This is a genomic window from Streptosporangium sandarakinum (genome assembly GCF_050942225.1).
GTDB lineage: Bacteria > Actinomycetota > Actinomycetes > Streptosporangiales > Streptosporangiaceae > Streptosporangium > Streptosporangium nondiastaticum.
On record NZ_CP192034.1, the window covers coordinates 357,749 to 379,524 of the forward strand.

Sequence of the window (21,776 nt, forward strand, 5' to 3'; positions counted from 1 at the left end):
ACGGGCCGGGCCGCGCCGTACGGCGCGGGCCCCGGTTCGGAACGCCCGCCGTACGGCCGGGGAAGGGCGCGGGCGGCCTTCCCCGGACCTACGCGCGGGCCAGGACCGGAGCCGGGGACGGAGCGGGGACGGTGACGGGCGGGGGGACGGGCAGACCCCGCTCCGCCCACAGCGCGCGCATCCGGTCGGGGTAGTCGGTCACGATCCCGGCCACCCCGAGGTCGAGCAGCTCCGCGGCCCGGCCGGGGTGGTTGACCGTCCAGGGCACCACCGGCAGCTCGTGCTTCTCCGCCTGCCGCGCCAGCTCCACGTCGACCATGACGTGCGCGGGCGACAGCACGGTGCCCCCGGCCGCCGCCGCGGCGGCCGGCACGTCGCCGCCGAAGTCCGCCAGGTGCAGGCCCGCGAGCCAGACCGCGTCCATGGTGGCGTGCTCGATCAGCGCGTACCGGGGGACGTCGGGGACGAGCGAGCGGGCCACGTCCAGGATCCGCCAGTCGAAGCTGAGGATCGCCGCCCCGCCGAGCCTGCGGTGGCGGGCCAGCTCGGCCACCACGGCCTCGGTGAACTCCGCGGGATCGGCGGTGAGCTCGGGCCTGGACGGGTCGGACTTCAGCTCCACGTGCATCCGCACGTCGTCCGCGCCGTAGGCGTCCACCAGGCCCAGCACGGCGCCGAACGTCGGCATCCGGGTGTCGGGCACCGGCACCTGCGTCGCGGCGAACCGGTCGGTCTCGGAGCGCGGGCGCCGGACCCCGCAGTCGAGGGTGCGCAGCTGCGCCAGCGTCAGCGCGCCGACGGGCCTGCCGACGTAGGGGAAGAGCGGGTCGCCGGGGAAGACCGGCCCGCGGTCGGCGCTGGTCACCGGGGAGACGGTCAGGTCATGGCTGAGCACCAGGCACCGGTCGGCCGTCATCACGACGTCGAACTCCAGCGCGTCGACTCCCAGCTCCAGGGCGTGGGCTAAACCGGGAAGCGTGTTCTCCGGACGGAGCCCGCGGGCCCCCCTGTGGCCGTGAATCTCGACATGCACGGGGGGACCTTATCGATCTCCCGTGCCGAACGCCCGTACGACACGCGCCCGCCGTGCAACGGGCGCGTGTCACCGGGATGAACCTCAGGTCAAGGAGATCAGATCAGCGAGTGCAGCTGGAGCGTCTGGGTACGGCCCGGCCCGACGCCGATCGCGGAGATCCGGGCGCCGCTCATCTCCTCCAGCGCCCTGACGTACGCCTGGGCGTTGGGCGGCAGCTCGTCGAACGACGTGGCCCCGGAGATGTCCTCCTGCCAGCCCGGGAACTCCTCGTACACCGGCTTGGCGTGGTGGAAGTCCGTCTGGGTCATCGGGATCTCGTCGTGGCGGACGCCGTCCACCTCGTAGGCCACGCAGACCGGGATCCGCTCCAGGCCCGACAGCACGTCGAGCTTGGTGAGGAAGAAGTCGGTGACGCCGTTGATACGGCTGGCGTAACGGGCGATCACCGCGTCGAACCAGCCGCAGCGGCGGTTGCGGCCGGTGGTGACGCCGTACTCGCCGCCGGTGGTGCGCAGCCACTCGCCCATCTCGTCGGTCAGCTCCGTGGGGAACGGGCCGGAGCCGACACGGGTGGTGTACGCCTTCAGGATGCCGATCACGCGGGTGAGCCGGGTCGGCGGGATGCCCGAGCCGGCGCAGGCGCCGCCGCTCGTCGGGGAGGAGGAGGTGACGAACGGGTACGTGCCGTGGTCGAGGTCGAGCAGCGTGCCCTGACCGCCCTCCAGCAGCACGGTCTTACCGTCGTCCAGCGCCCTGTTCAGGATCAGCGAGGTGTCGGCGATGTGCGGCTTGAGGCGTTCGGCGTAGCCGAGGTACTCCTCCAGGACCTTGTCGGCCTCGATCGCCCGGCGGTTGTAGAGCTTGGTGAGGACCTGGTTCTTCTCCTGAAGCGCGGCCTCGATCTTCTTGCGCAGGATGCCCGGGTCGAGGAGGTCCTGGACCCGCACGCCCATCCGGTAGACCTTGTCGCCGTAGGCCGGGCCGATGCCCCGGCCGGTGGTGCCGATCCTGGCCTTGCCGAGGAAGCGCTCGGTCACCTTGTCGATGGCCTTGTGGTGCGGCATGATCAGGTGCGCGTCGGCGGAGATCAGCAGTCGCTCCGAGGAGACGCCCCGCTCGCTGAGCCCGTCGATCTCGCTCAGCAGCACGCCCGGGTCGACGACCACGCCGTTGCCGATCACCGGGACGACGTTCGGCGAGAGCACACCGGTCGGCAGCAGGTGCAGGGCGTACTTCTGGTCGCCGATGACGACCGTGTGACCGGCGTTGTTCCCGCCCTGGTATCTGACGACGTAGTCAACTCGGTCGCCGAGAAGGTCGGTCGCCTTACCCTTGCCCTCATCGCCCCACTGGGCACCCACGAGAACGACTGCCGACATCGCTTTTCTCCCACCGCAAAAACGAAAACCCCGGACGCAATCGCGACTGGGGCTCTTGCGTGGTGAGAATACCCGAACGAATCCGGTATGGGGATCTCCCGCCCTCCCGGCGGGAGATCCAACGGCGTCAGCGGGCGCTGAGAACCTCGGCCGCCTCGGGGCTCGCGTCCTTCAGGAACTGCAGACAGCGTTCGGCCTCGTCCTTCTCCCCGATGGCCGTGGCCGCCCGGCACAGCGCGTGCAGGCAGCGCAGGAAGCCCCGGTTGGGCTCGTGCTCCCAGGGGACGGGTCCGTGGCCCTTCCAGCCCGCGCGGCGCAGCTGGTCGAGGCCGCGGTGGTAGCCGGTGCGCGCGAACGCGTACGACGTCACCGCGTGGCCGCCCGCGAAGTACTCGTCCGCGAGCGCGGCCCAGGCCGCCGGGTAGGCGGGGAAGCGCGCGGCGACGTCGGATGCCTGGACGCCGGATTCCAGCGCCTCCCTGGCCTCGGGCAGGTCCGGCAGCCGGGTCGGCGGCGGGCCGGCGAGAAGGTTCTCGTGCGTTTCCATGGGGACAGTCCTACCTCTTCCGTCGGTCCTGGCGAAGAACGACCCCCGGTTGTCCGCGCCGGGGGAGCCGCCCCGGCGCCGCACCGGGCGTCCGGAGCGGCTCCCCTGACGCCGGGCGCCGTCCGGGAGTCGTTCCGGCGCCGTCACGTCACGCGTCGTCCGGGAGCCGCCCCGGCGCCGCTGATCAGGAGATCTTCGTGCCCGCGGACCTCAGGTGCCGGCAGGCCTCGACCACGCGGGCGGCCATGCCGACCTCGGCGGCCTTGCCGTACGAGCGGGGGTCGTAGGTCTTCTTGTCGCCGACGTCGCCGTCCACCTTCAGCACGCCGTCGTAGTTGCGGAACATGTGGTCGGCGATCGGCCGGGTGAAGGCGTACTGGGTGTCGGTGTCGATGTTCATCTTGACCACGCCGTAGGAGATCGCCTCCTGGATCTCCTCCAGGGCGGAGCCGGAGCCGCCGTGGAAGACGAGGCTGAACGGCTTCTCCTTGCCGTACTTGGCGCCCACGGCCTCCTGGATGTCCTTCAGCACGCTCGGGCGGAGCTTGACGTGGCCCGGCTTGTAGACGCCGTGCACGTTGCCGAAGGTCGCGGCGAGCATGTAGCGGCCCCGCTCGCCCAGGCCCATCGCCTCGGCCGTGGCCAGGGCGTCCCCGACCGTCGTGTAGAGCTTCTCGTTCATCTCGCCGACGACGCCGTCCTCCTCGCCGCCGACCACGCCGATCTCCGCCTCCAGCACGATCCTCGCGCGGGCCGCCTTGTCCAGGAGCTCCTGCGCGATCTCCAGGTTCTCGTCCAGCGGCACGGCCGAGCCGTCCCACATGTGCGACTGGAACAGCGGGTCCTCACCCCGCGACACCCGCTCAAGGGAGATGTCGAGCAACGGCCGGACGAACTTGTCCAGCTTGTCCTTGGGACAGTGGTCGGTGTGCAGCGCGACCGTCACCGGGTACTTCTCCGCCACGACGCGGGCGTACTCCGCGAACGCCCTGGCACCCGTCACCATGTCCTTGACGCTCGCGCCGGACAGGAACTCGGCGCCACCGGTGGACACCTGGATGATCCCGTCGCTCTCCGCCTCGGCGAAGCCGCGGAGCGCGGCGTTCAGGGTCTGGGACGAGGTCACGTTGATCGCCGGATAGGCGAACTCGTTCGCCTTCGCCCGGTCGAGCATCTCGGCGTATACCTCTGGGGTCGCGATGGGCATGGTGTCATCTCCCTACGAGACGGCTTAAGGCGGCTGGCGCGGGGCTCGGCGCGGACCGGGCCCTTGGCCAGTATCCAGGGTCCTGGTCCGGCCCGATAGTTCCGCCACCGTCCCTTCGCATGCCCAGACGACCTCGACGGTAATCCCCGGCGGGGTAGGCTTCACGCTGATGGACCTCCTGCACAACCTCCTCGACCCCAAGTGGTGGCTCGGCCTGCTCGGCCCGTTCGCCACGGCCGGCGTGCTCGGCATCATCTTCGCCGAGACCGGGCTGCTGCTCGGCTTCTTCCTGCCCGGCGACTCGCTGCTGGTCGCCGCGGGCATCTTCAGCACGGCCGAGGCCGCCGCCGCCATCCCGGGGCTCGCGCCTCTGTCGTTCCCCCTGCTGCTGATCCTGGCGCCCCTGTGCGCCATCGCCGGCGCCCAGCTCGGGCACCACCTCGGCGCCACCTACGGCCGAAGGATGTTCGACCGCCCCGACTCCAGGCTCTTCAAGAAGGAGTACGTCGACAAGGCCGAGCACTACTTCCAGAAGTTCGGCCCGGCCAGGGCGGTGGTGCTCGCCCGGTTCATCCCCATCGTCCGGACGTTCCTCAACCCGGTCGCCGGCATGCTCGGCATGGACCGCAAGCGGTTCTTCCTGTGGAACTGCATCGGCGGCATCATCTGGACCGACGGCATGCTGGTCTTCGGCCGGCTGGTCGGCTCGGCCGTGCCCGACATCGACAAGTACATCCTGCCGGGTGCCCTGGTCGTCATCCTGATCTCGATCATCCCGATCATCCTGGAGATCGTGAAGAGCCGCAGGGGCGGCGGACCCGGCGGTCCGGCCGCCCCCGGCACCCAGGGTGTCCAGGGCGTGCCGGGCGTTCAGGGTCCGCAGGGCGAGGCCGGTGTCGCCCGCCCCCGGGGCAGGCACCACCGCGACACGTCCGCCCCGTGGGGCGACGGCCAGTGGTGACCGCGCGGGACGACGCCCGGCGGTGACGCGGGGTCACCACCATGCGGGTGAGGCACGGTGGTGACGAGCCGGGACGCCGCTTTCAGGCCAGGTCGAGCTCCTCCAGACCGTAGGCGCTCCGGTACGGCAGGCCCGCCTCGGCGACCGCCGCCGCCGCGCCCCGGTCCACGACCACGGCCACCGCCACCACCTCGGCGCCCGCCTCGCGCAGCGCCTCCACCGCGGTCAGCGCGGACCCGCCGGTCGTGGAGGTGTCCTCCACCGCCAGCACCCGCCGCCCCGCGACGTCCGGGCCCTCGATCCTGCGCTGCAGCCCGTGGACCTTCTGCGCCTTGCGCACCACGAACGCGTCGAGTCTGCGGCCCCGGGCCGCCGCCGCGTGCAGCATGGCCGCCGCGACCGGGTCGGCCCCCAGGGTGAGCCCGCCCACCGCGTCGTAGTCGAGGTCCTCGGTGAGGTCCAGCATGACCCGGCCCACCAGCGGAGCCGCCTGCCCGTCCAGGGTCACCTTCCGCATGTCCACGTAGAAGTCCGCCTCCTTGCCGGAGGACAGCACGACCTTGCCGTGCACGACACCCTTGCTCTTGATCTCGGCCAGCAGGCTCTCACGATCGCTCATGGCAACAAGGTTAGGGCGGCATCCCCGGCACGCCGTTCCCGCCCCGCCTCACGCTCCGTCCCCGCCCGCTCCGGCGCTCCTGCCAGCCCCGCCTGCCAGCCCCGCCTGGCCGCTCCGCCGCTCCCGCCTGGCCGCCGCTGAGCCGTACCCGGGTTCCGCGCCTCCGGGGCCGGCTTTACCCGCGCCGCGACCCCGGCAAAACCGCGGTCCCGGTTTAGCCATCACCCCGAGTGCGGAATCACCGATACTGCTACTCAGAGTAACGGAGGGTTCTCGATGAGCGCGGTAGGGCCTCAAGGAGACGCCGACCTGCTGGCCGCGACGCGGGGCGGGAACGCCGCGGCCTACGGCACGCTGTACGAACGGCACGCCACGGCGGCCCGGATCCTCGCGCGCCGCCTCGTCCGCGACCCCGTCGAGGCCGAGACCGCCGTCGCGGAGACCTTCACCGCGCTCCTGCTGCTGGTCAGGGACGGCGGCGGTCCGCGAGAGGCGTTCCGGCCATGGCTGCTCGCCGCGCTCCGCCGGACGATCCGCGACCGCGGGCGAGGGGAGCGCCGGCCCGGCCGGGGACGTTCCCGGCGGGCCCGGCCCTGGCCGGGCCGGAGCGCGCGCCGATGGCACGTGTCTTCTTCTCGCTGCCGGAACGCTGGCGGCTCGTCCTGTGGCACACGGGAGCGGAGCGGGCCGGACCGGCCGAGATCGCGCCCCTGCTGGGCCTGACCCCCGACGGCGCGGCCGCGCTCGCCCGCACCGCGCGGGAGGGCTGCGCCAGGCGTACATCCGGACCCGCCTGGCCGGCGACCTGCGGATCGGCTGCCGCCCCACGCTCCGGAAAATGGCCGCTCACCTGCGAGGGGACCTCGACCGGCGCGCCGTGGCGGCCCTGGAGGAGCACATGGACGGCTGTGCCGGCTGCCACGCCGCCTTCCTGGAACTGGCCGACGTCGGCCGGGCGCTGCGCCGGGCCGTCGGCCCCCTCGTCGCGGGCCCGGCGTTCCCCGCCTACCTCACCGGGCTGGAGCGGGCGAGGGGCGTGCGCGGGCGGCTCCGCCGGTGGCGGGTCTCCGGCTCCTGGTGGCGGCCCCTCGCGGCCGTCGCGGCGACCGTCGCGCTGACCGCCACGGTGACCCTGGCCGCCGCGCTCACGGTGGCGTCCGCGGGCGAGTCGCCGGGCCCGCGGTCCGGTTTTCCGCCACCCGGCACGCCGTCCCCGCCCTCCCCGGCGGACCGGTGCACCGGGGACCCGTCCGCCCGTACGCCGGACGGATCACCGGGGGCGGGAAGCGTTCTCCCCCGGCCGTGAATCGCTCACGGGAATTCGGACACGGGCCGAACGGGCCGGGGTGAATCGGGCAGTTATGGAAGACCTGAATAACAGGACAAACTGGTACGGTCTGCGTGGACACACTGGCGTATGGTCAGGCGCGGGTCGAATCGCCGGGATTCAGCCTCAGACGATCAGTTGCTTGATTACCCTGAGGAAGGGCCGCCTGCCTGATCCCTCAGGGTGCTTTCTGGCTTCTTCAGGCCGAAGGCGGGCCACGTAGGAAGGGCGGTGTCGCGTGGATCGCTGCGCGCTGTTCGTGGACGCTGGCTACCTGCTGGCCGACGGCGCTATGGCCGCGCATGGGACCCGCCATCGCGAGGCCGTCACCTGGGACTACCCGGGCCTGCTGAAGCTCCTCAACACCCTGTGCCGGGAACGCACCGGGCTCCCCGTGCTGCGCTGCTACTGGTACGAGGCGACCGTCGAGGGCCGGCGCACGCCCGAGCACGACACGCTGGCCGACATCCCCGGCCTCAAGCTGCGGCTGTCACGCATCCGCCCCGGCCGCCGGGAAGGCGTCGACGCCCAGGTCCACCGCGACCTGATGACGCTCGCCCGCAACAACGCGGTCTGCGACGCCGTCGTGGTCAGCGGTGACGAGGACCTCGCCCAGGTCGTCTGCGACGCCCAGGACCTCGGCGTCCGCGTCACCGTCGTGCACATCGGCGCCGACGGGAGCTGGGCGGTGTCCCGCTCGCTGCGCCAGGAGTGCGACGACCTCATCGAGATCGGCGCCGGCCACCTGCGGCCCTACGTCACCCTGAACGGCGCCGCGGCCGACTCGCCCGCCCGCGGCAACGGCCACCACGCCGCCGGAAACGGCCAGGTCACCGTACCCCTGACCAGCGGCTCGCCGAGCGGCGGCACAGGCGGCCTCGGCGCGGGACTGAGCGGTGGCGCAGGCGGCCGGAACGGCGCCATGAGCGGCCCGGGCGGTCCGGGCGGCGGCACAGGCGCTCTGGGCGGCGACCTCACCGCGAGCGGCGCGAGCGGCGGCCTGGGCTCCGGTACGCCGAACGGCGGCCCGAACGGCCTGAGCGGCGGCCCGAACGGCCTGAGCGGCGGCCCGAACGGCCTGAGCGGCGGCCTGAGCGGCCTTGGAGATGGCCCGGCCGGCCTGGGCGGCAACGGCGGCGCGGGCGGTCCGGGCGGCCTGGGCTCCGGTACGTCGGCCGGCGGCCTGGGCGGTGGCACGACCGGCCTGGACGACACCACCCCGAGCAGCGGCATGAACCCCGGCACGGCGGGTGGCGGTTTCGGCGCCGGCCCGGGTTCCGGTACGGCGGGCAGCGGCCTGAACAGTGGTGCGCAGGGCGGCGGTACGGCGGGCAGTGGCCTGAGCACCGGTACGCCGGGCGGCGCTGCGGGCGGCGGCCAGGGCATCGGTGCCGCGGGCGACGGCCTGAACACCGGCGCGGGCGGCGCTCCGGCCCCCGCCCCCCTTCCGCAAAGGAGGAGCCGGGCGAGTCACGCCCAGACCTCCCAGCCCGCACCGCCGTCCTACTCCGGTTATCCCCAGGAGCCGTCCTCCTCTTCTTCCCTCCCGCCCGCCGCGGCGCCCCAGTCGCAGGCTCCCGCCACCCCGCCCCCGGCTCCGGCCTCCCCGCCCGCCCCGGCCTCGCTCCCGGCGGCCTCGGCCCCCAACGGGCCGACCAGCCCGTTGCCCGCCGCCTCGCCGTACACGTCGAACGGGACCGGAGGCATGTCCGGTTACCAGTCCGCCTACACCGGTCCCCAGGCGGCTCCGGTGCCGATCCAGAGCATGCCCGCGGGCGTCGCCACCACCCTCGCCGACGCGGTCAAGGCCGCGCACAAGGAGGGCTACGACTTCGGCGAGTCCGTCGCCAAGGACGCCCCCGCCCTGTGGCTGGAGGCCGTGCTGGCCCGCAAGCCTCGGATGCCCTCCGACCTTGAGGCGCGTCTCCTTCAGGGCTCCTCCCTGCCGATCGACTTCCTCCTCCATGACGAGGTCCGCCACGCCCTCCGCCGAGGCTTCTGGGACGCCCTCGAACGCGCCCGCCGCTAGCGCGGGCGCGACGGTCCGCACCGCGAAGTCCGGCCTGTGCGGCCGTTCAGGCTGGTGCTTTTCCCGCAGGCTTGAGTGATTCGGCGATTGCCGCACTGGTCGTTTGTGCGTACCGCGGCGGGTGTTTTGATTGGGGCTTTTTCCGCTATTCGGGGCGTTTCTCTGTGGTTGGGCGGGTCGGTGGTCACCGGGTCGGTGGGTGGTTCGCGCTGCGGTGGGTGGGTGTTCCGGCCGGCGTTGTGGCTGAGCTCTGGTGTTTCCCGGCCTTCGGCCTGGCCTCGGGCGCGAGGGTTTCTGGCGTTTTGAAGCCGGCCGGAACACCCACCCACCTCCGCGCCATGACTTGCCCGGCCGTACGGCCCGCTCGCCGTAGCTTCTCCCTTTCCGCCCGGCCCACGGCCCTCGCCGATGCTGAAGCCACTCTGCTTCCCCGTCCGGGGTGGGCCGCCGTAGCCTTGCGGCCACCCTGGCGGGGGAGAGCGCAGGGCCGGGCGCCGTAGCCTCTCCCTTTCGGGCCGCTCATGGTCCCGCCCCTTTCCTTCGAGCAGGAACTCAGGTCGTCCGGGGAGCAGGAACGCGGTCCTATGGTGGGGTGGCTGCGACGACGGACCGCTCAGTGGGCGGTGGTCCGTGCGCGTTCCAGATACGCCAGGAGCTCGACCATCTTCTCGGTCGGCCAGGGCAGGCGGGCACTGAGCCGGTCGCGGTGCTCCTGCCACATTCGCCGGGCCGCCGCCTTGGTCTGTTCTCCCCTGGTGTCTTCAGCGTGGAAGGGGGTGGCCAGCTCGTCCCAGCGCCGGACGAGTTCCCGCACCTGCGGATCGTCGGCAGGAGTGTCGTCCTGCACGTGCCGCAGGAGTTGCTCGACCAGCTCGATGAAGTGGGTCTTGGCCTCCTCGACGGCCTCGGCGCCCAGCTCGCCGCGGCGACGGGCGAGTTCCTCGCGTTGCTCTTGCGTGAAGTAGGTCTCCAACATCGAGATCATCTCCAGGGTCGTCATGAACTGGTCCGAACCGGGCATCGACGCCTCGTCGAGCTGTCGCAGCAACCCATGAATCTGTTCGATCAGCTGTTGAGTCTGTTCCGCCTGGAACGTCAGCTGCCGCAGCTGGGTTCTCAGGAGAGTCCGCATCGCCGCCGGGTCCTCCGGCGAGGACGCGAGCACCTCCCTGATCTCATCCAGCGACATGCCCAGCGCACGCAGTGACCGCACCCGGTACAGCCGCCGTAGGTCAGCCGCGGTGTACCGGCGATGGCCCGACGTGGTGCGCTCGCCGGATCGCAGCACGCCGATCTCGTCGTAGTGCCGCAGCGTGCGCACCGTGACCCCACTGGCCCGAGCCAGCTCACCGATGCTCCACCAGCGCGCGGTGGCGTCTTCCCCGATCACATCAGCAACGCTAGGACCTCACGCGACGAGAGGTTCAAGCCCGGCCTCCCGCCCGCTCTCACCTCTTACTGCCTCGCCCCTCGGATTCCTTCTCAAGATGGGCGGGGACCATGAGCGGCCCGAAAGGGAGAGGCTACGGCGCCCGGCCCTGCGCTCTCCCCTGTCAGTGTGGCCGCAAGGCTACGGCGGCCCGCTCTGAGGCAGGAGCAACGGGTGGCTTCAGCATCGGTGAGGGCCGTGGGCCGGGCGGAAAGGGGGAAGCTACGGCGAGCGGGCCGTACGGCCGGGTCAGGTATGGCGCGGAGGTGGGTGGGTGTTCCGGCCGGCTTCAAAACGCCGGAAACCCTCGCGCCCGAGGCCAGGCCGAAGGCCGGTCGGAATCAGACAGCAACCACAACGCCGGCCGGAACACCCACCCACCGCAGCGCGAACCACCCACCAACCCGGCACCCACCAACCCGGCACCCACCAACCCGGCACCCACCAACCCGGCAACCACCGACCCGGCACCCACCAAGCCGCCCAACACCGGAGAAATACCCCGAACAGCGGGAAAAGCCCCAGCCCGGCAGGTGGTCAGGAGAGCGCGTCGAGGCCGGCGCGGAGGTGGTCCAGGCGGTGGGAGAGGTCGGCCAGCGCGCCGGTGAGGCTGGGGTCACCGGTTTTGCGGGCCAGCTCGCCGACCCGGATGAACTCGTCCTCCACCGCGGCCAGACGCCTCGACAGCTCCGGGAGCACGGCCGCCTGGTCGGCGGCGTCGCCCGGGGGCAGTTCGCCGGCGAGCCGGTCGCGGAGCATGGACGCCTGCTCGGCCAGGCGGCGGTTCATGTTGTAGAGCTCGACGAACACCGCGACCTTCGCCCGCAGCACCCACGGGTCGAACGGCTTGGTGAGGTAGTCGACGGCGCCGGCGGCGTAGCTGCGGAAGGCGTAGTCGGGGGCGCTGTCGACGACGGTCAGGAAGATGATCGGGATGTTACGGGTGCGTTCGCGCCGCTTGATGTGGGAGGCGGTTTCGAACCCGTCCATGCCGGGCATGCGGACGTCCAGGAGGATGAGCGCGAACTCCGTGTTGAGCAGAGCCTTCAGCGCCTCCTCGCCCGACCTCGCTCGGACGGGCACGAGGTCGAGCGAGCTGAGGATGGCCTCGAGCGCGATCAGGTTCTCTTCCCGGTCGTCAACCAGGAGGATCTTCGCCCGGTCGGACATCGATCAAGCCCCTTCGTAGGAGTCGCCGGTCGCCTTGCCGCGGCTCAGCCAGCCGCGCAGGCGTTCCAGCAGGCGGTCGACGTCCACGGGCTTCGGCACGTAGTCGGAGGCGCCGGACGCGATGCTCTTCTCCCGGTCGCCGTGCATGACCTTAGCGGTTAGCGCGATAATCGGCAGATCGGCGAACTGTGGCATCTGGCGTATCGCGGACGTGGTGGCCCAGCCGTCCATCTCGGGCATCATGATGTCCATCAGCACCAACGCCACGTCCTCGTTGCGTTCGAGCTGTTCGATGCCCTCACGCCCGTTCTCAGCGTAGATGACCGTGGAACCGTACCGTTCGAGCACGCTGGTCAGCGCGAAGACGTTGCGGATGTCGTCGTCCACGATCAGAATCTTGGCGCCGGTGAGCGGGTCCTCGCCCTTCCAGGGCTTCGTCTCGCTCTGCCAGGGGTTCGGGGCCGGCAGGCTCTCCGGCAGGATCGTCTCCATCTCGGGCAGCGCGACCGGCTCCGCCGGCGTCTCGTCCGGCACGAGGACGGGTGTCTCCTCGTGGGACGGGGCGGAGGCGGCCGGCACGGCGGCTCCGCCGTCGCGTGACGCCAGCGGGCCGCTGTAGACCGGCGGGAGGTAGAGGGTGAAGATGCTTCCCTTCCCGACCTCGCTGACCACGTGGATCTCACCGCCGAGCAGGCGGGCGATCTCCCGGCAGATGGACAGGCCCAGGCCCGTCCCGCCGTACTTGCGGCTGGTGGTGCCGTCGGCCTGGCGGAACGCCTCGAAGATGACCTCCTGCTTGTCGGCGGCGATGCCGATGCCGGTGTCCACGACCTCGAAGGCGAGGATGCCGGTGGCGCCGCGCAGGGTGTCGTCCACGAAGGCCACGCCGGGCTGCGCGTAGCTCACGCGCAGCCGTACCTCGCCCGTGGGGGTGAACTTCATCGCGTTGGACAGCAGGTTGCGCAACACCTGCTGGAGGCGCTGCTCGTCGGTGTGGACCTCCTGCGGGACCGCCGGGTCGACCTCGACCGCGAACGACAGGCCCTTGTCCTGTGCCACGGGGGCGAAGGTGGCCTCGAAGTAGTCGACGAGCTTGGGCAGGGAGATCTGCTGGGGGTGGATGTCCATCCGCCCGGCCTCGACCTTGGTCAGGTCGAGGATGTCGTTGATGAGCTGGAGCAGGGAGGAGCCGGCGCCGTGGATGGTCCGGGCGAACTCGACCTGCTGGACGGTGAGGTTGCCCTCGGTGTTCTCGGTGAGCAGCTTGGCCAGCACCAGCAGGCTGTTCAGCGGGGTGCGCAGCTCGTGCGACATGTTGGCCAGGAACTCGGACTTGTATCGCGAGGAGACCGCGAGCTGCTCGGCGCGCTCCTCCAGCGTCCGGCGGGCCTGCTCGATCTGGAAGTTCTGGATCTCGATGGCGCGGTTCTGCTTGGCCAGCAGCGCGGCCTTCTCCTCCAGTTCGGCGTTGGAGCGGCGCAGCTCCTCCTGCTGCCGCTGGAGCTCGTCGGAGCGCTCCTGCAGCTCGGTGGTGAGGCGCTGCGACTCGGTCAGCAGGTCCTCGGTGCGGGAGTTGGCCATGATCGTGTTCATCGTGACGCCGATGGTCTCGACGAGCTGGGTCATGAAGTCGTGGTGGACCTCGCCGAACTGGCGGAAGGAGGCCAGTTCCAGCACGCCGAGGACCTGCGACTCGAACAGGATCGGCAGCACGACGATCTGGGCGGGGGAGGAGGAGCTGAGGCCGGTGTCCACGGTGAGGTACTTCGCGGGCACGTCGTCCAGGACGATCCGCCTGCCCTCCAGGGCGGCCTGTCCCACGATGCCCTGGCCGATCCTGAACCGTTCCCGGGCGTTGGAGCCGGGGCGCGTGCCGTACCCGGCGATCAGGTGCAGGTCGCCGGAGGCGTCGGCGAGGTAGAAGGCGCCGTAGCGGGCGGAGACCAGCGGGGTCAGCTCGCTCATGATGAGCCTGGCGACCTCCATCAGGTCGCGGTGGCCCTGCATGAGGCGGGAGATGCGGGCCAGGTTGGACTTGAGCCAGTCCTGTTCCTGGTTGGCGGTGGTGGTGTCGCGCAGCACCGACACCATCGTGTTGATGTTGTCCTTCAGCTCGCCGATCTCACCCTCGGCGTCGACGGTGATCGAGCGGGTCAGGTCGCCGCGGGCGACGGCGGTGGTGACCTCGGCGATCGCGCGGACCTGGGTGGTCAGGCGGCCGGCCAGCTCGTTGACGTTCTCGGTGAGCCGCTTCCAGATGCCCTCGGCGCCCTCGACGCGGGCCTGGCCGCCGAGCTGGCCTTCGGAGCCGACCTCGCGGGCGACGCGGCTGACCTCGGAGGCGAAGGAGGACAGCTGGTCGACCATGGTGTTGATGGTGGTCTTCAGGGCGAGGATCTCGCCCTGGGCGTCCACGTCGATCTTGCGGGTCAGGTCGCCGTTGGCGACGGCGGTGGTGACCTCGGCGATGTCGCGAACCTGGTAGGTCAGGTTGTTGGCCATGGAGTTGACGTTGTCGGTGAGGTCCTTCCAGACACCGGAGACGCCGCGGACGCGGGCCTGGCCGCCGAGCTGGCCTTCGGTGCCGACCTCGCGGGCGACGCGGGTGACCTCGTCGGCGAACATCGACAGCTGGTCCACCATGGTGTTCAGGGTGTCCTTGAGCTGGAGGATCTCACCCGCGGCGTCCGCGGTGATCTTCTTCGACAGGTTGCCCTGGGCCACCGCGGTGGAGACGGCCGCGATCTGCCGCACCTGGGTGGTGAGGTTGTTGGCCATGACGTTGACGTTGTCGGTGAGGTCCTTCCAGACCCCCGACACGCCCCGCACCTGCGCCTGGCCGCCGAGCTGTCCCTCCGACCCCACTTCGCGGGCGACGCGGCTGACCTCGGAGGCGAAGGAGGACAGCTGGTCGACCATGGTGTTGATGGTGGTCTTCAGGGCGAGGATCTCGCCCTGGGCGTCCACGTCGATCTTGCGGGTCAGGTCGCCGTTGGCGACGGCGGTGGTGACCTCGGCGATGTTACGGACCTGGTAGGTCAGGTTGTTGGCCATGAAGTTGACGTTGTCGGTGAGGTCCTTCCAGACCCCCGACACACCCCGCACCCGGGCCTGGCCGCCGAGCTGGCCTTCGGTGCCGACCTCGCGGGCGACGCGGGTGACCTCGTCGGCGAACATCGACAGCTGGTCCACCATGGTGTTCAGGGTGTCCTTGAGCTGGAGGATCTCACCCGCGGCGTCCGCGGTGATCTTCTTCGACAGGTCGCCCCGCGCCACCGCGGTGGACACGTCGGCGATGGCGCGCACCTGCGTGGTGAGATTGCTCGCCATGACGTTGACGTTGTCGGTGAGGTCCTTCCAGACGCCGGAGACGCCGCGGACGCGGGCCTGGCCGCCGAGCTGGCCTTCGGTGCCGACCTCGCGGGCGACGCGGGTGACCTCCTCGGCGAACGCGGAGAGCTGGTCGACCATGGTGTTGACGGTGTTCTTCAGCTCGAACATCTCGCCGACCGCGTCGACGGTGACCTTGCGGCTCAGGTCGCCCTTGGCGACCGCGGTGGTGACCAGCGCGATGTCGCGGACCTGCGCGGAGACGCGGCTGGACATCGTGTTCACGGCCTCGGTGAGGTCGCGCCAGCTCCCCGACATGCCCCGCACGTTGGCCCGCCCGCCCAGGCGGCCCTCGGTGCCGACCTCGCGGGCGACGCGCGTCACCTCGGAGGTGAACAGGGAGAGCTGGTCGACCATGCCGTTGATGGCCTTGCCGAGGCGGCGCACCTCGCCCCGGGTGCCCCGGCTGAGGTCGATGCGGCGGGACAGGTCGCCCTTGGCGACCGCGTCGATCACGTCGGCCGCGCCGGTGACCGGCCCCACCAGGGCGTCGATCAGCAGGTTCACCGAGTCGACGCTCTCGGCCCAGGAGCCGACGCCGGGGCCGGGGGTGAGACGCTCACCGAACCGGCCCTCCCGCACCACCTCGCGGCGGACGCGGTGCAGCTCGTTGGCCAGGTGCTCACGGCGGTCGGCGACCTCGTTCAGGAGGAGACGGATCTCACTCAGGATCCCCGGGGGAGCGTGTGGGACGCGGCGGCGGAAGTCGCCGTCGCGCCAGGTGATGAGCGTCTGCAGGATCGGCCTGAGATCCGATTCGCTGTAACGCCGCTCCTCGACGTGGGACACGGTGTCGGCCGTGGTCATGAGACCTCCTTGACTCCCGGGGGGGCGCATCCGTGAGTCATCCCAGTCTGTCACGGTGCGCAACCCCGAGTCCCGCCTTCGAATTACCCCATGCCACCGTCAAGTGTGATAGGCACGAAGCAATGACTAATGCTCCCCGAGCCGTCCTGGCTGCGGCGTTCGCCCCAGCAGACACGGCCGTCCTCGCCGCCAGACGGTTCACCACGGAGGTGATGACCGCCTGGGCCGCCGTGTCCGTGATGGCATCGGCCGAACATCTGGCGGGAGAGCTCTCCTCGCAGGTGATCGACGAACCATTCGAGGTCGTCTGGAGCCACCTGGGAGACAGCGTCCAGATCGAGGTCCGGCAGCGGGGCGTTCCGGAGAAAACCCCTGCCGCTCCCACCGTACCTGTGGAGGAGTGGGGAGTCACCTTCGCAGGTCAGACCCGTACTCATTGGGTGCGGCTGCGGCTGCCCGAGGCCGGCGGCCCGGCGACCGGGGAGTGGGAGATCGGGGAGCCGAGCAGGGGCCCGCTGTGGATGGGCTTCCTGGCCAACGCCAGCGACCTGCTGGCCGGCACCCTCGACCCGGGCATGGTGCCGGCGATCATCTCGCAGATCGTGGTGCCCCGGCTGGCCAGTTGGTGCGCCGTCTACACCTGGGGCGACGACGGCGGCCCGCGGCGCCCGGCGTACGTGTGGCACGCCGACGAGCGCCGCATCGACGCGCTGCGCGACGAGCTCGACACGGTACGGATCCCGCAGGCCGGCGGCACCCTCCAGGTCGGCGACTCCCAGATGCTGGTGATCCCGCTCCTGGCCCGGGGGCGCGCCCTGGGCGTGATGTGCCTGGGCCGGCCCGACCGCTTCGCCGAGGACGCCTTCCAGTACGCCGAGGACATCGGCCGCCGCGCCGCCCTGGCACTGGACAACGCCCGGCTGTACGCCACGCAGGCGGCGGCCAACCGCGCGCTCCAGCGCAGCCTGCTCCCGCCCGGTGAGCCCGGCGAGATCCCCGGCCTCGACCCCGCGGTGGTCTACGAGCCCGCAGGCGAGACCAACGAGGTGGGCGGTGACTTCTACGACCTGTTCGCGGCCCGCGACGGCGCCTGGCGCTTCGCGGTCGGCGACGTCTGCGGCACCGGCCCCGAGGCCGCCGCGGTCACCGGCCTGGCCCGGCACACCCTGCGCCTGCTCGCCCGCGAGGGGTACGGCATAGCCGCCGTCCTCGACCGGCTCAACCAGGCGATCCTGGACGAGGGCGACCGGGCGCGCTTCCTGACGCTGCTGCACGGGGAGCTCGTGCCGGCCGCTTCCGGGTTCGACGCGTCGCTGGTCTCGGCCGGTCATCCGGAGGCGCTGCGGCTGCGGCCGAGCGGCCTGGTGGAGACGGTGGTGACCTCCCAGTCGCTGCTGGGCGTCTTCCCCGAGGCGACCTTCAAGGCCGAGACGGTCCACCTCGACCCGGGCGACGTCCTGCTGGCGGTGACCGACGGGGTGACCGAGCGGCGCCGGGACGGCAGGCTGCTCGACGACGACGGCGGGCTGGCCAAGCTGTTCGCCGAGTGCGTGGGGCTGTCGGCGCGGGCGGTCGCCGAGCGGATCCGCCGCGCCGTACAGGACTTCGCGCCCGACCCGAGCGCCGACGACATGGCGATCGTGGTCCTGCGCGCCCGCTGAGCCCCGGCTCCGCGTGCCGGCCGGGCACGCCCGCCGGACGGGCGCCGGTACGGCGGAGCGGGGCGTCAGTCGTCCAGCTTGACGTGTTTCCGGACGAAGTCGAGCTGGAGCGCCATCTGCGCGATCCGCTCGGCGACGACCAGTGAGCCGTGGCCCGCGTCGTACCGGTGGACCTCGTGCTCGTGGCCGCGCTCGGCCAGCCGGGTGACGTAGCTCTCGACCTGGCCGATGGGGCAGCGCGGGTCGTTCTCCCCGGCCAGGATCAGCACCGGCGCCTCGACCCGGTCGACGTAGGTGATCGGGGAGCTGACGGCGTAGCGCTCAGGGTGCTCGTCGGGCGGGCCGCCGAACAGCGCGCGGTGGTAGGCCCGCAGCGCCTCCGGCTCGGATTCGTAGGCGGCCAGGTGGTCGGTGAGCGGCACCGCCGCGACGCCCGCCGCCCACGTCCCGGGCTGGGTGCCGAGGCCGAGCAGCGTGAGGTAGCCGCCCCAGGAGGCGCCGGCCAGCACCAGGCGTTCGGGGTCGATGATCCCCTGCGCCACCAGGGCGTCCCGGACGGCCGCGACATCGGACAGTTCGATGTGGCCGACGTCGCCGGTCAGGGCGTCCCGCCAGGCCGAGCCGTACCCGGTGGAGCCGCGGTAGTTGACCCGGACGACCGCGAGGCCGAGGTCCACCCACGCGGCCACCTGCGGCAGGAACGAGTCGTCGTCGTGCTTGCCCGGCCCGCCGTGCAGCAGGAAGACCGCCGGGAGAGGCCCGGAGCCGCGCTCGGGACGGGACACCAGGGCGTGGACGCGCCCGCCGGGACCCGTCACGTCGAGGTCCTGGACCGGGACGGACGGGGGCGGGGTCGGCCCGCCGTGGCTGATCACCACGTTGCCGTTGCTGGAGCGGATCACCGGCGGGTGGGCGCCGCTGGACCAGGAGTACTCCACCGAGCCGTCGGGCCGGGGGACGGCGGCGTCGATCACGCCGAGCCGGGTCTCGACCGGGAAGAGTCGGCCGCCCGCCAGGTCGTAGCGGTGCAGGTAGGTGCGGCCGCGGTTGGCGCGGACGATGAGCAGGGAGCGGGCGTCGCCGTACCACTCGGCGGTGATCTCGCCGGGGTCGCGCAGCCAGATCTCACGCTGCTCGTCGCTCTCGGGGTCCCAGACCAGCGGCTCGCGGCGTCCCCTGCGCTCGTGCAGGGCGAGCAGCCTGCGGTCGCCGGGGAGCGGGGCGAAGCGCAGGCCGAGGACGCCCCGGCCGGGGCCGTCGTGCAGCTCGCCGACGGTCTCACCGTTCGGGCGGAGCACGCGCAGCGCCGGGTGGCGGGCGTCGCCGTGCTCGCTGTGGCTGATCGCGATCAGCGAGCCGTCCAGCGACATGGCGGCGACGGAGGCGGCCTCGGCGTGCTCGTAGATCACTCGCGCGGGGTGGCCGGGCCGGACGAGGTGGATCGTGAAGCCCTCGCCGGGCCGGGCCATGCCGACCACCGCGTCACCCGTCGCGGACAGGGCCAGCCCGGCCGGGGTGCCGGGCGGGAGGTCAACCGGCTCGTCGGGGCCGCCGCCGAAGGGCTGGCGCATCCACCGGCCCCACTCGTCGCCGTCGGTGTCGGAGAACCACCAGATCCACCGGCCGGAGGGGTCGATCGCGCCGTGCGAGGTGCCCTTGGGGCGGGAGGTCGCCTGGCGGACGGAGCCCGCCGAGCGGTCCCAGGCGTAGACCTCCCAGGTGCCCGAGGCGTTGCTGCGGTAGACCGCCCGCGCGGGGGCCTGGGGCGCCCACGCGGGCAGCGTCGCGCGCGGTGCCCGGAACCTGGTCTGCCAGCGTTCCTCGGCCTGCATACGGCGCTTCCCTCCGTCATGGCATGGCTACGATCCAGGCGTAGGGATCGCCGGATTGCCGTCCAGTATGTCGGTTCGCCCCGTGTTTCGCGTGGCTAATGTGTGGCAATTTCGGACTATATGTCACTTAAGTAACATGCGCCCCTTAGGTTGCTGTCAAGCCGCATCCTTGCTCACGGGTTCCGCCGGAAGATAGACATGCGAAAAGAAGCCGTCACGTAGTTCGTTTCCGGCAGTTTCGCAATTTCCTGCCGCATATTCTCCGGATCGGTGTGCCAAGCACTCGGCCCCATGCCCACGACGGCCTCGACCGCCGCGCGGTCCAGCGCCATCTCGAACTCGTGGACGCTCCGCTCCGCCTCGGCGAACCGGCCGTCCAGGCTCGCGGCCACCCGCCGCTCCTTGTCCTCGTCCACCGACAGCAGGCCCAGCCGTTCCACCAGCGGCCGCAGGTGCCGCGGCGTGGGGGTGACCACGACCAGCGACCCTCCGGGCCCGAGCACCCGGGCGAACTCCGGCCCGTTGCGGGGGGCGAACACGTTGAGGATCACGTCGGCCGCGCCGTCGCGGACGGGCAGCGGCCGCCACACGTCGGCCACCACCGCCCCCAGCCGGGGATGCGCCCGCGCCGCCCGCCTGATCGCGTTCTTGGAGACGTCCAGCGCGATGCCGGCCGCCCCCGGCAGCCGGTCCAGCGCCCCGGCGAGGTGGTGGCCCGTCCCCGCGCCCGCGTCCATCACCACCCGCACGTCCGCCGCTCCCGTACCGGTACGGCAGGCCGCGGCGACGGCGTCCACCAGCGGTGCGAAGTGCCCCGCTCCGAGGAAGGAGTCCCTGGCCGCCACCATGGCGGCGCTGTCGGCCGTGCCGGGCGCCTGGGAACCGGTCAGCAGGCTGACGTACCCCTGCCGGGCGATGTCGAAGGCGTGCCCCCGGGGGCAGCGGAGCACCCGGTCACCGAGGCCGAGTCCGTCCCCGCAGACCGGGCAGATGAGGTGTTCGACGATGTCTGCGAGGCTCACCGGAAACCAATCGACGAAGACGGCCTTACCGGCGCAGCGTAGCCGCAGGGCGCCTCCGCCCGGAAAACGCCCGCTCCCCGCGCGGCCCCGGCCCATGAGGGGGACCGTACGGCGGGCACGCGTCCTCGCGCCGGCGTCCCCCGGCCGACGTGGGGCCGACGGCCCCGGTCGTCGTCGTTCCGCGGGCGGCACGGGTGATGAGGATGAATCGTCGGGGCCACGGCGAAGGGACGAAACCATTCAGCGGAGCACAAGGGCTCTGCAAGTCGGGCGGACTATCTGTAGGGGGCATGAGGAAGATCACTGTCATCGGCGGGGCGCTGGCGTTCGTGCTCGCGGCCGGCCTGCCCGCCGCCGCGTCCACCGGCTTCACCGGCTTCACCGGCTTCACCGGCTCCATCGGTTCGCCTGAGGTCGCCGTTCCCGTCGCCTCCACCGCCTCCACCGCCTCCGCGGCGTCCGTGAGCGCCGTGCGGGCCGTCGCGCCCGCGGGCACGAAGTACCACTGGGGGCCGGTCCGGTCAGCCGCGGGGCACTCCGGCCACGCCGCGGCGGACGTGTGGGTGAGCGACTTCTCCGCCGAGACGTTCGTCGTGTCGGGTACGCTCCGCGACCGCGACGCCCACCGCGGCCACTGCGCCTACGTCCGCGCCAGGTTCCACTACGCGGGCGGCGGCACCGGATGGGCGCGGCCGAGCACCACCTGCCGGGCGAGCGTCCCCTTCCGGCTGTCGTCGGACGGCGAGATCACCCGGGTGGACGTGCGGGTCTGCCTCCTCGACGCCGGGCGCGTGCCCTTCCGCTGCCACGTGGACCCCATCAAGGCCGAGACCATCGCCGGCTGGCCCCGGTAGTCCTCGGCCGCGCCGCTCTCAGGCCAGGGCCGTCCGGATGGCCTGAGCCGTCCGGGGCGGGTCGTCCACCCAGGGGAAGCGGCCGCAGCCGGGCGGCCATTCGAGGAGGGCCTTCGGGAACCAGCCCGTCCAGTTTCTTCAACTATCTGTGATGGATCGCATGCGGATTGTTGATGCGCCGAGTGGCATCCGCCGTATGTATGCACAACGTACGTACACCGTTGTCATGGCGAAGGACGAGCGCATCAACCTCCGGGTCGACGCGGAGCGGAAGCAGCTGTTCGAGGCGGCGAGCGCGGCCGAGGGCAGATCCGTCTCAGCGTTCATCCTGGATGCCGCGACCGTCGCAGCGGAGCACGCTCTGGCCGACCGAACCGTCTTCAGGCTGAGCGAGGAGCAGTGGGCGGCCTTCGACGCGTTGTCGGATCGGCCGGCGCGGGATCTCCCGAAACTTCGTGAACTCCTCGACACTCACACGATCCTCGACGAGCTGCTGTGAAGCTTGC

At 71.8% G+C, this 21,776-nt stretch carries 17 protein-coding genes; 7 read left to right on the forward strand and 10 right to left on the reverse strand.

Annotated features, from left to right (window positions below; genetic code table 11):
- Nucleotides 1–88 precede the first annotated feature (88 nt).
- The 4 genes from ACQP10_RS01755 to fbaA form a co-directional block, all read right to left on the reverse strand.
- Entirely contained in the window at nucleotides 89–1,033 is a 945-nt protein-coding gene (locus tag ACQP10_RS01755) for a glycerophosphodiester phosphodiesterase family protein (RefSeq protein WP_433540752.1), read from the reverse strand.
- Nucleotides 1,034–1,131: 98 nt separating this feature from the next.
- The gene (locus tag ACQP10_RS01760; protein WP_346018039.1) at nucleotides 1,132–2,415 is read right to left on the reverse strand and encodes an adenylosuccinate synthase; all 1,284 of its coding nucleotides are present in this window, start codon (nucleotides 2,413–2,415) and stop codon (nucleotides 1,132–1,134) included.
- Between the two features lie 127 nt (nucleotides 2,416–2,542).
- Complete coding sequence (locus ACQP10_RS01765) at nucleotides 2,543–2,962, reverse strand: DUF3151 domain-containing protein (protein WP_179820879.1); 420 nt, start codon at nucleotides 2,960–2,962, stop codon at nucleotides 2,543–2,545.
- A 184-nt stretch (nucleotides 2,963–3,146) separates the two neighbouring features.
- Complete coding sequence (gene fbaA / locus ACQP10_RS01770; protein WP_346018038.1) at nucleotides 3,147–4,169, reverse strand: class II fructose-bisphosphate aldolase; 1,023 nt, start codon at nucleotides 4,167–4,169, stop codon at nucleotides 3,147–3,149.
- 169 nt (nucleotides 4,170–4,338) lie between these two features.
- Between fbaA and ACQP10_RS01775 the strand changes: the two genes are divergently transcribed.
- Nucleotides 4,339–5,130 carry a DedA family protein gene (locus tag ACQP10_RS01775; protein ID WP_433540753.1) on the forward strand — a complete coding sequence of 264 codons (792 nt, stop codon included), beginning with the start codon at nucleotides 4,339–4,341 and terminating at the stop codon, nucleotides 5,128–5,130.
- An 82-nt stretch (nucleotides 5,131–5,212) separates the two neighbouring features.
- Here ACQP10_RS01775 and pyrE read toward each other — a convergent pair whose 3' ends face one another.
- A complete protein-coding gene (pyrE, locus tag ACQP10_RS01780) occupies nucleotides 5,213–5,749 on the reverse strand; it encodes an orotate phosphoribosyltransferase (RefSeq protein ID WP_389992112.1) in 537 nt (178 codons plus the stop codon).
- Between the two features lie 276 nt (nucleotides 5,750–6,025).
- Between pyrE and ACQP10_RS01785 the strand changes: the two genes are divergently transcribed.
- The 3 genes from ACQP10_RS01785 (at nucleotide 6,026) to ACQP10_RS01795 (ending at nucleotide 9,105) form a co-directional block, all read left to right on the forward strand.
- On the forward strand, nucleotides 6,026–6,472 hold the full coding sequence (locus ACQP10_RS01785) for an RNA polymerase sigma factor (protein WP_433540754.1): 447 nt from the start codon (nucleotides 6,026–6,028) through the stop codon (nucleotides 6,470–6,472).
- The gene (locus tag ACQP10_RS01790) at nucleotides 6,414–7,055 is read left to right on the forward strand and encodes an anti-sigma factor family protein (protein WP_433540755.1); all 642 of its coding nucleotides are present in this window, start codon (nucleotides 6,414–6,416) and stop codon (nucleotides 7,053–7,055) included. Before ACQP10_RS01785 ends, ACQP10_RS01790 begins: the two co-directional genes overlap by 59 nt.
- Nucleotides 7,056–7,314: 259 nt before the next feature.
- Nucleotides 7,315–9,105 (forward strand): NYN domain-containing protein, encoded by a 1,791-nt coding sequence (locus tag ACQP10_RS01795; RefSeq protein ID WP_433540756.1) that lies wholly within the window; start codon nucleotides 7,315–7,317, stop codon nucleotides 9,103–9,105.
- Between the two features lie 613 nt (nucleotides 9,106–9,718).
- On the opposite strand, the gene ACQP10_RS01800 is transcribed toward ACQP10_RS01795, so the two are convergent.
- The 3 genes from ACQP10_RS01800 to ACQP10_RS01810 all read right to left on the reverse strand — a co-directional run bounded on the left by ACQP10_RS01800 (nucleotide 9,719) and on the right by ACQP10_RS01810 (nucleotide 15,901).
- Nucleotides 9,719–10,495 carry a MerR family transcriptional regulator gene (locus tag ACQP10_RS01800; RefSeq protein ID WP_433540757.1) on the reverse strand — a complete coding sequence of 259 codons (777 nt, stop codon included), beginning with the start codon at nucleotides 10,493–10,495 and terminating at the stop codon, nucleotides 9,719–9,721.
- A 576-nt stretch (nucleotides 10,496–11,071) separates the two neighbouring features.
- Nucleotides 11,072–11,704, reverse strand: coding sequence for a response regulator (locus ACQP10_RS01805; RefSeq protein WP_179820860.1), 633 nt, complete (start codon nucleotides 11,702–11,704; stop codon nucleotides 11,072–11,074).
- Between the two features lie 3 nt (nucleotides 11,705–11,707).
- On the reverse strand, nucleotides 11,708–15,901 hold the full coding sequence (locus tag ACQP10_RS01810) for a HAMP domain-containing protein (RefSeq protein ID WP_346018032.1): 4,194 nt from the start codon (nucleotides 15,899–15,901) through the stop codon (nucleotides 11,708–11,710).
- 122 nt (nucleotides 15,902–16,023) lie between these two features.
- Between ACQP10_RS01810 and ACQP10_RS01815 the strand changes: the two genes are divergently transcribed.
- Nucleotides 16,024–17,562, forward strand: coding sequence for a PP2C family protein-serine/threonine phosphatase (locus ACQP10_RS01815; RefSeq protein WP_346018031.1), 1,539 nt, complete (start codon nucleotides 16,024–16,026; stop codon nucleotides 17,560–17,562).
- Nucleotides 17,563–17,627: 65 nt separating this feature from the next.
- Here the strand turns inward: ACQP10_RS01815 and ACQP10_RS01820 are convergent, their stop codons facing one another.
- The gene (locus ACQP10_RS01820) at nucleotides 17,628–19,394 is read right to left on the reverse strand and encodes a S9 family peptidase (protein WP_346018030.1); all 1,767 of its coding nucleotides are present in this window, start codon (nucleotides 19,392–19,394) and stop codon (nucleotides 17,628–17,630) included.
- A 173-nt stretch (nucleotides 19,395–19,567) separates the two neighbouring features.
- A complete protein-coding gene (locus tag ACQP10_RS01825; protein WP_433540758.1) occupies nucleotides 19,568–20,416 on the reverse strand; it encodes a putative RNA methyltransferase in 849 nt (282 codons plus the stop codon).
- Between the two features lie 290 nt (nucleotides 20,417–20,706).
- Between ACQP10_RS01825 and ACQP10_RS01830 the strand changes: the two genes are divergently transcribed.
- Nucleotides 20,707–21,270, forward strand: a complete 564-nt coding sequence (locus tag ACQP10_RS01830) for a hypothetical protein (protein ID WP_433540759.1) — start codon at nucleotides 20,707–20,709, stop codon at nucleotides 21,268–21,270.
- Between the two features lie 226 nt (nucleotides 21,271–21,496).
- Nucleotides 21,497–21,769, forward strand: a complete 273-nt coding sequence (locus ACQP10_RS01835; RefSeq protein ID WP_346018027.1) for a DUF1778 domain-containing protein — start codon at nucleotides 21,497–21,499, stop codon at nucleotides 21,767–21,769.
- The last annotated feature ends 7 nt before the right edge of the window (nucleotides 21,770–21,776 follow it).